15 protein-coding genes are annotated in these 12015 nt (G+C 60.5%); 13 read left to right on the plus strand and 2 right to left on the minus strand.

Annotated features, from left to right (window positions below; translation table 11 throughout):
* Window position 1: 1 nt before the first annotated feature.
* The 4 genes from JIN81_RS05525 to JIN81_RS05540 all read left to right on the plus strand — a co-directional run bounded on the left by JIN81_RS05525 (window position 2) and on the right by JIN81_RS05540 (window position 3871).
* The gene (locus JIN81_RS05525) at window positions 2–535 is read left to right on the plus strand and encodes a hypothetical protein (RefSeq protein WP_200277455.1); all 534 of its coding nucleotides are present in this window, start codon (window positions 2–4) and stop codon (window positions 533–535) included.
* Window positions 532–1566: a zinc-binding alcohol dehydrogenase family protein gene (locus tag JIN81_RS05530; RefSeq protein WP_200277457.1), complete on the plus strand. Its 1035-nt coding sequence runs from the start codon at window positions 532–534 to the stop codon at window positions 1564–1566. The genes JIN81_RS05525 and JIN81_RS05530 overlap by 4 nt, the downstream gene beginning before the upstream one ends.
* A gap of 123 nt (window positions 1567–1689) precedes the next feature.
* Complete coding sequence (locus tag JIN81_RS05535; protein WP_200277459.1) at window positions 1690–2934, plus strand: tagaturonate epimerase family protein; 1245 nt, start codon at window positions 1690–1692, stop codon at window positions 2932–2934.
* A gap of 103 nt (window positions 2935–3037) precedes the next feature.
* Window positions 3038–3871: an amidohydrolase family protein gene (locus JIN81_RS05540; RefSeq protein ID WP_200277461.1), complete on the plus strand. Its 834-nt coding sequence runs from the start codon at window positions 3038–3040 to the stop codon at window positions 3869–3871.
* Between the two features lie 9 nt (window positions 3872–3880).
* Here JIN81_RS05540 and JIN81_RS05545 read toward each other — a convergent pair whose 3' ends face one another.
* On the minus strand, window positions 3881–4870 hold the full coding sequence (locus tag JIN81_RS05545; protein ID WP_200277463.1) for a ThuA domain-containing protein: 990 nt from the start codon (window positions 4868–4870) through the stop codon (window positions 3881–3883).
* A 124-nt stretch (window positions 4871–4994) separates the two neighbouring features.
* On the opposite strand from JIN81_RS05545, the gene JIN81_RS05550 reads away from it, so the two are divergent.
* From JIN81_RS05550 to JIN81_RS05575, 6 genes are all read left to right on the plus strand, one after another.
* A complete protein-coding gene (locus JIN81_RS05550; protein WP_325100851.1) occupies window positions 4995–5756 on the plus strand; it encodes an ABC transporter ATP-binding protein in 762 nt (253 codons plus the stop codon).
* Window positions 5756–6082: a hypothetical protein gene (locus tag JIN81_RS05555; RefSeq protein ID WP_200277466.1), complete on the plus strand. Its 327-nt coding sequence runs from the start codon at window positions 5756–5758 to the stop codon at window positions 6080–6082. The genes JIN81_RS05550 and JIN81_RS05555 overlap by 1 nt, the downstream gene beginning before the upstream one ends.
* A 577-nt stretch (window positions 6083–6659) precedes the next feature.
* On the plus strand, window positions 6660–7358 hold the full coding sequence (locus JIN81_RS05560) for a proprotein convertase P-domain-containing protein (protein WP_200277476.1): 699 nt from the start codon (window positions 6660–6662) through the stop codon (window positions 7356–7358).
* A 41-nt stretch (window positions 7359–7399) separates the two neighbouring features.
* Window positions 7400–7843, plus strand: coding sequence for a hypothetical protein (locus JIN81_RS05565; protein ID WP_200277478.1), 444 nt, complete (start codon window positions 7400–7402; stop codon window positions 7841–7843).
* 73 nt (window positions 7844–7916) lie between these two features.
* Window positions 7917–8189, plus strand: coding sequence for a hypothetical protein (locus tag JIN81_RS05570; protein ID WP_200277480.1), 273 nt, complete (start codon window positions 7917–7919; stop codon window positions 8187–8189).
* Window positions 8190–8334: 145 nt separating this feature from the next.
* Window positions 8335–8847, plus strand: coding sequence for a hypothetical protein (locus JIN81_RS05575; RefSeq protein ID WP_200277482.1), 513 nt, complete (start codon window positions 8335–8337; stop codon window positions 8845–8847).
* Between the two features lie 107 nt (window positions 8848–8954).
* On the opposite strand, the gene JIN81_RS05580 is transcribed toward JIN81_RS05575, so the two are convergent.
* Window positions 8955–9521, minus strand: coding sequence for a hypothetical protein (locus tag JIN81_RS05580; RefSeq protein ID WP_234044505.1), 567 nt, complete (start codon window positions 9519–9521; stop codon window positions 8955–8957).
* A 512-nt stretch (window positions 9522–10033) separates the two neighbouring features.
* Between JIN81_RS05580 and upp the strand changes: the two genes are divergently transcribed.
* From upp to JIN81_RS05595, 3 genes are all read left to right on the plus strand, one after another.
* A complete protein-coding gene (gene upp / locus JIN81_RS05585) occupies window positions 10034–10654 on the plus strand; it encodes a uracil phosphoribosyltransferase (protein WP_200277486.1) in 621 nt (206 codons plus the stop codon).
* Window positions 10655–10780: 126 nt separating this feature from the next.
* Entirely contained in the window at window positions 10781–10936 is a 156-nt protein-coding gene (locus JIN81_RS05590) for a small basic protein (RefSeq protein ID WP_200277488.1), read from the plus strand.
* Between the two features lie 121 nt (window positions 10937–11057).
* The gene (locus JIN81_RS05595; RefSeq protein ID WP_200277491.1) at window positions 11058–11999 is read left to right on the plus strand and encodes a pseudouridine synthase; all 942 of its coding nucleotides are present in this window, start codon (window positions 11058–11060) and stop codon (window positions 11997–11999) included.
* Window positions 12000–12015 lie beyond the last annotated feature (16 nt).

Genomic DNA, 12015 nt, shown 5'->3' on the forward strand with positions numbered 1-12015 from the left:
CATGTTCGGTCTGTTCAAGAAACCCACGAAGCCTCCACTCACATCCCCGGTGGTGGATCTCGCACGATTCAGCCTCGACGACCTGCGCATCGGGCAGCCGGTTCCCACCGACTCACCATACCACCCTCACTTCCTTCCCTCACCGGATGAACCCGGCGCCACCCGCTACCACAATCCGCGATCCGGATTGGAGCTCACGACGAAGGATGGCGTGGTGGACAGCATCTTCCTCGCTCTGCGAAAATTCTCCGGACGCCTCGCCCGTGACGGCCAGCCTCTCGACATCCGGCATGAGAGCACCGAACTCGAAGTCGCGACCGAGTTCGGAGAACCCTACTGGAAGGATGTGTCCGACCCGCTTGAGGTCATCGATTTCCACGAGTTCCATTCCGGGGAAATCGAAATCCAGTTCGAGTTCCCCGACATGTGCCAGCTGGAGTTCATCACCATCCTCTCTCCCGGCATCCTCGCCGATCCCGCCCAGCGGAAATCCTACGGCGTCACCAAACCCTGGCCCCCTTCCTCCACCCCATGAACGCTCTCGAATTCTCCGCCCCGGAAACCATCCGCCCCCTCGACCTGCCCGATGCGCCACCACCCGGACCCGGTGAGGCCGTCGTCCGCACCCACCGCATGGGCATCTGCGGCACCGACCTGGCCTGCTACCTGGGGAAGTTTCCATTCTTCGACTACCCGCGCACACCCGGCCATGAACTCGGCCTCGAGGTGGTGGCGGTTGGCGACGACGTCACCCACATCCAACCCGGCGACAAATGCTCGCTGGAACCCTACATCAACAACCCCGGCTCACCGACCTCACAAAAGGGAGCCGGCAATTGCTGCCCCGCTGTCGAGGTCGTCGGAGTGCACAAGAACGGCGGCCTCAGACGGGGGACCTTCACCGTCCCGGCCCGCAAGCTCCACCCCGGCAACGACCTCAGCTACGACCAGCTCGCCTTGGTCGAAACCCTCGCCATCGGCTACCACGCCGTCCAACGCGGCAACCCCAAGCCCGGCGAAACCGTGCTCGTCATCGGCGCCGGTCCCATCGGCCTGGCCTGCTTGGAATTCCTCAAGTTGATGGACGGCGTGAACGTCATCGTCATGGACATGGTCCAGAGCCGCCTCGACTTCTGCACGAAAGAACTCGGACTCACCCAAACCCTCCAGTTCCAGGCCGACGGCTCCCACCTCACCCGACTGGAAGACCTGACAGGAGGCCAACTGGCCGACGTCATCATCGACGCCACCGGGAACCCCGGCTCCATGTCGTCCTGCTTCACCTACGCCGCCTTCACCGGGCGCGTCGTCTACGTCGGCATCACCACCTCCGAGCTCAGCTTCCCCCACGCCCCGGTTTTCCACCGGCGCGAGCTCACCCTGCTCGCTTCGCGCAATGCCCTGCCCTCCGATTTCGCCGACATCATCCGCTTCATCCGCGAAGGCCGGATCAATACCGATCCATGGATCACCCACAGGATCACCTTCGACGAAGTCCCCGGAAAGTTCGCCCAGTTCACCGATCCGAACATCGGAGCGATCAAAGCCATCATTGAAATCTGCTAGACAGAAGGGAGCGCCGGCTTCAGCCGGCACGAACCTCCAACGATGCCGGCTGCAGCCGGCGCTCCGTCCCAAAGCCGTCCATCTCATTCGACTTCACCATTCAATTTTCACTCCTCACCATCCATGAAACTCTGTCCTAAATTCACCTTCGGCGTTGGCGATCGTTTTGCCCACGGCGCTCACGCCCAGCTCCAGGCCTTCATCGCCGCCAAGGAGCTTGGCATCGACATCACACCCGTCTGGAACAAGTCGAACCGCGAACACCTCATCATCGGTTCCGAACCGCAGACGACGCGCGATGCGGCCGACACGGCCGTGGCGGATCTCGGATGGACCGGTGACTACCTGCTCGATGCCGACCACATCAACCTCGACACCGTCGACCGCTTCATCGCCCCCTGCGACTTCTTCACCCTCGATGTGGCCGATGACATCGGCGAAGCCGCCGACCCTGCCGAGATCGATGCCTTCATCGCCCGCCACCCCGAACTGATCGGCACGATCACCATCGAGGGCATCGACGAGCCGTTCGAGATCACCCGCGGGGATGTCGAAAGAACCGCCAACCAGTTCCTCAAGGCAACCCAGAAAGCCAAGGCGATCCATCAGCACATCGTTTCCGTGAAGGGCCCCGACTTCGTCACCGAGGTTTCCATGGACGAGACCGACAACCCACAGACGCCGCCGGAAATGCTCATCATCCTCGCCGCCCTCGCCGACCAGGAGATCCCCATCCAGACCATCGCCCCCAAGTTCACCGGCCGCTTCAACAAGGGCGTCGACTACGTTGGCGAGATCGACCAATTCGAGAAGGAATTCAACGATGACCTCGCCGTCATCGCCCATGCGGTCAAGATCTACGGTTTTCCTCGTAGTTTGAAGCTCTCCGTCCACTCCGGCTCGGACAAATTCTCCATCTACCCACCGATCAAGCGTGCCCTCGCCCGCACCGGAGCCGGCCTGCACATCAAGACCGCGGGCACCAATTGGCTGGAGGAAGTCATCGGCCTCGCCGAATCCGGCGGCCAAGGCCTCGCGCTCGCCAAGGAGATCTATGCCAAGGCCCTCGAAAAGAAGGAGGCCCTCTGCGAACCCTACGCCACGGTGATCGACATCGACTTCGACAAACTCCCCACCAGCGAGGAAGTCGGGGAATGGACCAGCGGGCAGTTCACCAGCGCCGTGCGCCACGACCCGGAAAACCCCGGCTACAACCCGAACGTCCGGCAACTCCTGCACGTCGGATTCAAGGTCGCCGCCCAACTCGGAGACACCTACCTCGACGCCCTCAAGGCCAACCGCACCGCCGTCGCCAAGTGCGTCACCGAGAACCTGCTCGAGCGCCACATGAAACCGCTATTCTCGTAGGGAGCGCGGGTTTGCAACCCGCATCTCCGGCGGACCAACCCATCGGCATACCCTTGAGAAATCATCTTCACCCAAGCGGGTTACCAACCCGCGCTCCCCACCCATGATCGACGCCCACCACCACCTCTGGTCATACTCGAAAGAGGAATACCCGTGGATCCCCGCGAAGTCGCCGCTGGCCACCGACCAACTCCTACCCGAACTGGAAACCGAAACGGAGCAGGCCGGAGTCGACGGCTCCATCGTCGTTCAGGCAAGACAGGAACTGGAGGAGTCCGACTTCCTTCTCGCCCTCGCCGACCAATCCGACGTGATCCGCGGCGTCGTCGGCTGGGTGCCACTGACCGATGAATCAGTCGGCACGGAACTCACCCGGCTCGCTTCGCTGGAGAAATTCAAGGGCGTCCGCCATGTCCTTCAGGATGAGCCCGACGAGTATTTCCGGCTCGGCACCTTCCACCGCGGCTTGTCGATGCTTCCCTCCCATGACCTGCGCTACGACCTGTTGATCTATCAGCGACAACTCCCCGTCGCCCTCGAACTCGTCGATCAGGTACCGGAACTCGGCATCATCCTCGACCACCTCGCCAAGCCCGAAGCACGCAACGGCCGGGTCGAGGAAGACTGGCGCCGCGGCATGCGGGAGCTCGCCCGGCGCGACCACCTGCTGGGAGTGAAATTCTCCGGACTCGTCACGGAGTTTCCCGAGGACCCGATCGACCCCGCCACCGTCCGTGCCTACTTCGAGGAAACCCTCGAGATTTTTGGCACCGACCGCGTCATGTTCGGCACCGACTGGCCGGTGTGCCTCCTCCGGCTCGGATCCTACAGCGAGTGGGCGGATACCGTCCGCGACCTCGTCGCCGCCCTGAGCCCTGACGAAAGGAAGGCCATCCTCGGTGGCAACGCCACCCGGACTTACCGCCTGTCCGCCTGAGGCCCCGACTCAATCGGCGTCCTTCAACTTGAATGGACGCGAAGCCGACTTCCCCTTGCTCGGGAAGTCATCAGGGATCGGCTGGGTCACCTTGCCGGTCGCCGCCCACTCCGCACCTCGGAGGAAGGTCGTGATGAAGCCAACACCCTCGAATGCCGGAGTGTCATGGCCCAGGGTGGTGTGAAACACCCGGCCCTTGTGGTAGTCGATGACCATCAGCATGGGCTCGTTCCTGCCCGCCTTCTGCAGTGCAGGCGTATCCGCCGCCGTCGCCAGGATCGTCATGTTCTCCGCCGGACCTCGAAGCTGGGAATAGCACTCATCCTCCGAGTGCGTCCAGAAGTCCGGCAAGCCCTTGGTGATCGGGTGATTCGAATCGCGCATCGTGATCAGGAACTCGTTGCGCGGACCGTGCTTGCCACACCCACCCTTGCTCGTATCCCGGACGATCTCCCCATCCGCATTGTAGTAAACGTAGGGGCCACTCTTCTCATCGCGACCGCCCCAGCCACCCAGGCCGATCATCCGGTTGAACTCCGGCCACTCCGGCCAGCTGTTGTCCGCCGCATGGACCACGACCAGTCCACCACCGTCCGCCATGTACATCTCAAACGCCCGCTTCGTCTTCTCCGGCCACGCCGCCGCCTTCCAGCCGAAGTTGCTCACCACCACATCGTATTTGGAAAAGTCCGGCGCAAATCCCGGATCAGGCTTGGGATTCTTCACCCCCTCCTTCTTCCCGACACCCGCCATCGGCAGATAGTCCTGCTCGCGCTCATGCTTCCAGATGAAGCGCGTGCGCTCCACATCCACCTCGAACAACCCCGTCTCCTCAAGATACTGCCGCATCATGATGGTCGACTTCGGCCACACCTGGTGGTTGTTCTGACCATCCACGATCAGCGCCTTCAACTTCTCCGCACTCAAGGCACTGGAAGCAGGAAGTAGAACGAAGCCCAGAAGGACGGCAGGAAGGTGACGGAATGCGCGGAGTTTCATGGTGGGAATCATACGATGGTTTCCCCTCATGTTTTCCATCCATCCACCCCACGACCAGACTTTCCACAGTCATCATCCGGCTTCCTGCTCGACCTCCATGCGAATGCACCGATGCTCTTCCATCGTGAGCGATGCCCTCCTCTCCATTCAGAAGATCGTCAAGAAATTCGGCGACTTCACCGCCGTCGATGGCGTGACCCTTGAAGCCAACGCCGGCGAAACCGTCGGACTCCTCGGCGTCAATGGCGCCGGCAAGACCACCTTGATGAACATGATCCTCGGGCTCATCACCCCGACCGACGGCAGCATCCACGCCTTCGGCATGGACCTCGCCAAACACAGGATCGCCATCCTCGAGCGAACCAACTTCTGCACCACCTACGCCACCCTGCCCGGCAACCTCAAGGTCCACCACAACCTCGAAATCTTCGCGCGACTCTATCAGGTGAAGCATCCCAAACAGAAAGTCGCCGACCTCCTCGACCTCCTCGAGATCTCCCGCCTCGCCGACAAGATCACCGGCCAGCTCTCCGCTGGAGAATCGACCCGCGTCAACCTCGCCAAAGCCCTCCTCAACGACCCCGAGTTGCTTCTCCTCGACGAACCCACCGCCTCGCTCGATCCCGACATCGCCGACAAGGTCCGCAAGCTCGTGCGGCGTATCCAGCGCGAGCGCCATCCCGCCATCCTCTACACCTCGCACAACATGCGCGACATCGAAGAGGTCTGCGATCGCGTCCTCTTCCTTCACGAAGGCTCCATTCTCGCCGAAGGCACCGCCGACCAGATCACCGAGCAATTCCAAGGCAAGGACCTCGACGAAGTGTTCATCAAGATCGCCCGCGACGAAGTCCCCGGACTGGCCAAACCAAGATCCGACACCTGATGCGACTCCTAGCATTCCTGGCCAGCTTCGCCACCCTCAACCTCCTCCTCGCGGTCGCTTGGGAAGCATGGTTCCCCGAAAACATCTACCACTGCACCGACAGCCTGGGGATGGACTACTTCCTCCCGGGGGACTGGATCCACGGCGAATGGCAGAGCAGCGACACCATCGAAGCCCACCACGACATGTCCCAGCCCGACACGCTCAAATCCGGTTGGACCCTCAGCAAACTCTGGCTCGCCTGGCTCGGATGCGTCAGCACCTCCATCGCAGCCAGCCATCTCGTCGCCCTCCGATTCAAACCCAAATATTCCCCAGCCACCTAACACCCCATTCCGGCCAAGGGGTCAGGGACTGGGGGGTCAGGGGCCAAGCGATGCCAGCAGATAAGGAGCGCGGCTTTCCAAGCCGCTGCAGCTCACCCACCCCCTTTCCACTTTCTACTTTTTACTCTCCACTCAAAAACCGCAGAGCACGCGAAGCCCCCCCACTTTCCACTCTATACTTTCTACTTTCCACTCACCCTCAGCGCCCCTTTCGCGGTTCTCCAATTCTTCAACCCCCACCAACCTCTCAGCCGATTGAGGGGCCAAGCCCCGACCGTGTGACGCCGTCACGCCTCCCCAGAGCACACGGAGCCTCCATGCTCTGCCTCCCATTCAGCAGAATCCTCTTCTGAGTATCCGGAAGAAGCCGCTCAGACCATCCGCGAGGGCCGGTAGATCACTACCCCACCACCCCCGCTCCGTGACGCCGCTCCAACTGCCTGATCTACCGACTCAGCAGCTTGAAATCCCTTGCCAGATCAACGGATCCCCCCTCAAACTTGGGACAAATTCAATCTGAATATCCTCCCCGGATCACCTACAGAATAAATACTGTCGTGCCACAAAAACCAATCCGATGCGCCTCCTTCTCTTCACTCTCGCGCTGATTTGTGTGCCGACTGCTGGGGCTGCTATTCTCTTTTCCAAAGATTACAACATCACCGGATTGGGGCGTGTCGATCAGGTAGCATTCTCGACAGATATTCCCCTCGGCTCACTCACCGCAATGTCGACCGTTGAACTAGAGTTGACACATTCCTATGCTGGAGAACTGGTGCTGACCCTGCGTAGTCCGACCGGAGAGGAGTTTTCCCTACTAGATCGCGATGGCTCACGAACCCGCATCGGTGCTGGGAATGGGTTATTGAGTGGCGTTGAGCTCTACACGCTGCGCAATCCCACTGAGGCCGCGTTGAGCGTCGTCGATTGGGATTTTTCCCGCTATCAGCCAGGTGGCACATATGGGGCTCGAGAATGGCCCACGGGATCATGGGAAGCCGGAGTTTGGAATCTCACCCTGTTCAACGACGACAGGTCTTTTGCAGAGGATGGTGTCGTCGGGACAGTCAGGATAACGGGAGAGCTAGTTCCTGAGCCCTCCGCGTCGATCTTGCTTCCAATCGGGGGAGCGATACTGGGCCTTTACCGCAGACGAAGCAAGAAGGCGAACAAGACGAGCCACAGTAACCGCCACGAGCCTCGTTGTCGGCAACGTCACCCGTATGTGAACCTCAACTCCCGTCTCAACTCCCGTCTCAACACCCGCTCCCGCTAGTTGCGGCGCGTGATCTTTGACGTTGTTCCCAAAAAAGCGTGATGCAATTTGTCCTAGTCATCAGTAGTTTGATCTTTGCGGCTGGATGCTTGGTTTCCATCTGTGCCGCATCGAATCCGCAGAAGTGGCGGAAGAAGATTTTCGAAGGCTGGACAGGCCGGCGCTATGGGGATGATGACGAGAAGCTAGCTCCATCCAGATCCGTCCAGCAGATCACTGCGATATTTTCTGCCCTTCTTCTTGGAGGTCTCTCGGCACTTTTAGCGGTTGCGGCACTTGAATACAAAGATCCGGAGACGGCTGCGCGGGAGAAGGAAGTGCTCGAAAGGCACTTTCGTGAGTCCACGGAAGCTCGGCAGCGCGAATCCCAAGAAGAGTTCTTGAAGGCAGTTGAGGAAGGATTTCCAGTCAAAGACAAAGGCGAACCCCAAAAGGACGAAGAGGACAGTGGTGGACGCCCGGCTTCTCGTCCCGAGTCGAAATGACCCTATTCAATTCAACCCGGTTGCGAACCGGCGCTCCCCGTAGCCGATGCCACACTTCAGACCTCGGCAGAGAATGAAGAGCCTTGGTGTGTCGCTTCTGATCATCGTGTTCATGGTTGGAGCCTTCTTCCTTGGCTCGTGGTGGGAGCGGCAAGGGATCATCGCGGCGGTCGCCGTTGGACCAGACAGCGACACCATTGGTCCCGCTATTCGGAACATTGAGTCCGCTCGGACAGCGTTGAGCCAGGACGACACGCAACGTGTTCTCGAGAAACTTGATGAGGTGGAGAGGCAGATCGAGGCGATTGATCAGTGGTTCGACAAGCTGCGCGACCTCTATCGATGAGCCGGCAGATCCACGAAGTCAAAATTGGCGACATCTCACGGCCTCCTTGTTGAATTCCCGTTTGGGTGATTAGACTGCGACAACGAAATCCGTAGTGGCGTCGTAAGGGACGGCACCGCCAGTTTTCCAAGATTGAGCGAAAAAGATGAAACTGCATTTGTCCACCAGCCTCCTTGCCTGGTCGCTCGCAGTAGGCTCGATGCTTTGCATCGTGACGGCGGTGAGGATCGAATACCTGAACTACCGCACCGGTGGCGCGATTCAACGAAAGGCTGAGCAGGAACCGCACTCGAAGTGGAGGACTGGACGTGGATTCTTCAACACCTATGAGCAGGTGGAAGCGAATTGGCGTAAAGAGCACGGTAAGGACGATGACGCAGAGCTCAACCCAAGCGACTATCAGGCCATTGAAGAGAGAGTGATCGCTGCCGGGTGGTCGCCTTCTCCATCGGACCGACTCGGCAAGCTACTTGGGTCTTGGGGGTTGGTTCAGTATCCTCTCGCCGCCTTTCTCGTGTTTGCGTCACTGCGTGCCGCAAGAGCGCGCCGAACGAGCGGGAGCATTCCATGCAAGGCCTTCTATGCAGCGACCGCAGTGGGAGTCCTCGCACTCGGTCTGGCCTTCTATCGAGGCTATTTCTCAAGCCTCGGGTGGTGATCGGAAGAGGCAGAACATTCCAACCAACGATGAACCGAAGCGACCCCCGCCGCCGTTTGGAGGGTTCGGGCGGATCGAGCCGCACGGAATGGTCCGCGAACTGGGACTCAGCGCCTCGTTGCCCTCACGACCTTCCCCCCGCTCATGAACAGGGTAACACGCTTCGGATCGATGTCAGTGGTGACGGAAGATGCCCAAGGATCATTCGCAAAAAAACATGTGAAGCCACGCCGCCCTGCCAACTCCGTTGCCTGCGCTCGGGTCAAGCCGACGAACCCAGGAGCATCCGAACCCCTTGGCCGACTGTAGATTTCCCGGCTTCCCTCAAGCGCTTTTTGCAATTGCGCCCGAGTGACGGCGGCATAGGCGTCCTCCCGCTTCCAGTCCGGGCCGTTGAAGAATGATTCCTTCCATGTCTTTCCGGTGATCAGAAGGCGTCGAGGCAGCTTGCTCCACTCCTCGGCAACCGGCAGCTGATCCGTGACCTTTGAAATTCGTGGCAGGCTTTTGTCGTTCAACAAAACCAGTTCTCCCACGACCCACAATTGCCCGTCCTTGAGATGGAGACTCTTGAGTTTCAGATCCCATCCACTGCTTGGCACATCGATCTCGACTTGGATCAATGACGGATCCTTCCTCTCCGCCAAGACCGGCCGACATGGACCAAGCAGCATCAACAGAAGTATCATCGCACGCTTGGCCATCGGCCCATGATTAGCATACCGGCCATGAAGGTTCAAACGGTCAGATGGTCGATGCAACTCGTGGGATCGGTGCCGCACCAGGGAAAACAGAGGACCGGGTCCCCATGACCAGTTCAGAGCACCCACCCTTGGGTTGCAGCCGTTGCCGTCGATCCCATCCTTGATCGACTGGGACCCCCGGCTGGTTGGCTGTGATTGACCGCCCCCCGGCTCATTGTTGGATCACGATGCCCCCTCGCTGTCACTTCGTTTCAAGGCTTCCTCCAGAGGACTCGCCTCTCGTTCACCAAGCGTCATGCAGCGGATACCCGGAGCCCTGATTCACCTCGTTTTATCGGCTGGAATGCGGTATGAGGGGGTGAAGTAGTGCTGTCCCGGACGGCACCTCCATCCCTCAGACCTCGCGTCTGCCAAATTGGGGGGACTGCGACCCGCCACCGCTTGAGGATTGAAGTCGGTGCGTCAAAAGAGGAATGTGCCGCATGCTGCAAGTCTGCGACCACCCCCTCATCCATGAAGAAATCGGCCGTCTGCGGGATCGAGCATGCCCATCGGCTGAGTTCCGCCAGCGGATCCGCCGGGTGGCCTCGTTGATGCTTCCGCAGGTCACCGCCAATCTGCCGACGCGGCCGACCTCCGTCGAGACCCCGCTGGAGGTGACCGCCGGGGCAAGACTCCAGCGCCCGATCGTGCTCGCCCCGATTCTCCGCGCCGGCATCGGATTCCTCGATGGCTTTGCCGACCTGCTGCCGGAGGCCTCGGTGGGCCACATCGGACTCGCCCGGAATGAAGAAACGCTCCAACCCGAGCCCTACTATTTCAAAGTGCCGCCCAATCTCGCGGAGGCCGAGGTGATCGTCCTCGACCCTATGCTGGCCACCGGCGGGTCGGCGGCCGAAGCCATCTCCGCGCTGAAGAAGGCGGGAGCCGTCCACCTGCGCTTCGCCTGCCTGGTCGCCGCCCCCGAGGGGGTCGAGCATCTGGAATCCGCCTTCCCGGAGCTCCCGATTTTCACCGCTGCGCTGGACCGCTGTCTGAACGAAAAAGGGTACATCCTGCCGGGATTGGGCGATGCCGGGGACCGGATCTTCGGAACGGTCTGATTTCGTAGGCACTGGGCTGACCCGGGAATTGCGCTGGAATCGCGTTTCTTTCCCCTTGCCATCCGCCCTCGACCCCCCTAGTTTCCGCGCCCCGTCAGACGGGATCAGCCTCAACTACTTTTTCTCATGTCCAAGCACAGCAGCCTCAAACTCAAGGGTGGAGCCGAAGGTAAGCGCTCCGTGATGAAGCGCTTCGAACGCGTCAAGCTCATGAAGCAACGCGGCGAGTGGAAAGAAGGCCAAAGCCCGATCGGTCTCCCGAAGACCAAGGGTGAAGCCTGACCCAGCTCGATTCCCCGAATCCTTTTCGAAGAGCGCGGTTCCTCTCTGAGGCCGCGCCCTTTCTGTATCGACCCACAGCGCTTGGGCGCTGAGAATCGAAATCACCAATCACCGCATCCCCATGGACCAAGGCACCCGACTCAACAAGTATCTCGCATCCTGCGGAGAAGGATCGCGTCGTGCGTGCGACAAACTCATCCAGGAAGGTCATGTGGAAATCAATGGGCAGCCCTGCCTCAACCCCGCACAGCGGGTCGGCCCGGACGACCACGTGAAACTCGACGGGCGCCGCGTCTCCCCCAAGGAAACAGGCGTGGTGATGCTCAACAAGCCACGGGGACTGGTCAGTTCCAAGGACGACGAATTCGGGCGTGAAACCGTCTTCGAGCTCCTGCCGGGCTCACTCCAACACCTGAACCATGTGGGTCGCCTCGACCGCGATTCCGAGGGACTGCTTCTCCTCACCAACGACGGCAACCTTTCCCAAACCCTGCTGCATCCCTCGAAGCACATCGAGAAGGAGTACATCGTCACGGCCAACCAACCGGTGGCCGACGAACACCTGCGGCAATTCCTGAGTGGCCTCTACACCGAAGATGGCAAGATGGTTGCCAAGGAGGTCGAGCGGCTCTCTCCACGCCGCATCCGGGTGGTCCTCATCACCGGCCACAAGCGGCAGATCCGCGTGATGTTCAAGACCCTGGGCTACACCGTCCAGCGCCTCATCCGCATCCGCATCGGTTCCTTCGAACTGACCGACATTCCTCCGGGGAAATGGCGTTACCTTGAGCCCAAGGAGATCGAACTCCTGCTCCAGAACCCGACCGGTCGGAAGGCCCGGGTCAAGGCACGACGCCCGGGAGATCGCCGTGACGCCCCCGCCAAGGGTGCGCGCAAGACGGCCAGGAAGACGGCGAGAAAGACCGCGAAAAAGACCGCGCGAAAGGTCACCAAGCGTCGCCCGAAACAGGATCCATACGAAAGCGACGAACGCTCCACCCGCGGCGCTCGACGTCCCCCCTCATCCCGTTCCAAAAAACCCGGCCGCGGCAGGAAGTTTTGAATCGCCGGGGCTCAGT

The sequence above is a fragment of the Haloferula rosea genome, from assembly GCF_016595525.1.
Taxonomy (GTDB): Bacteria; Verrucomicrobiota; Verrucomicrobiia; order Verrucomicrobiales; family Akkermansiaceae; genus Haloferula; species Haloferula rosea.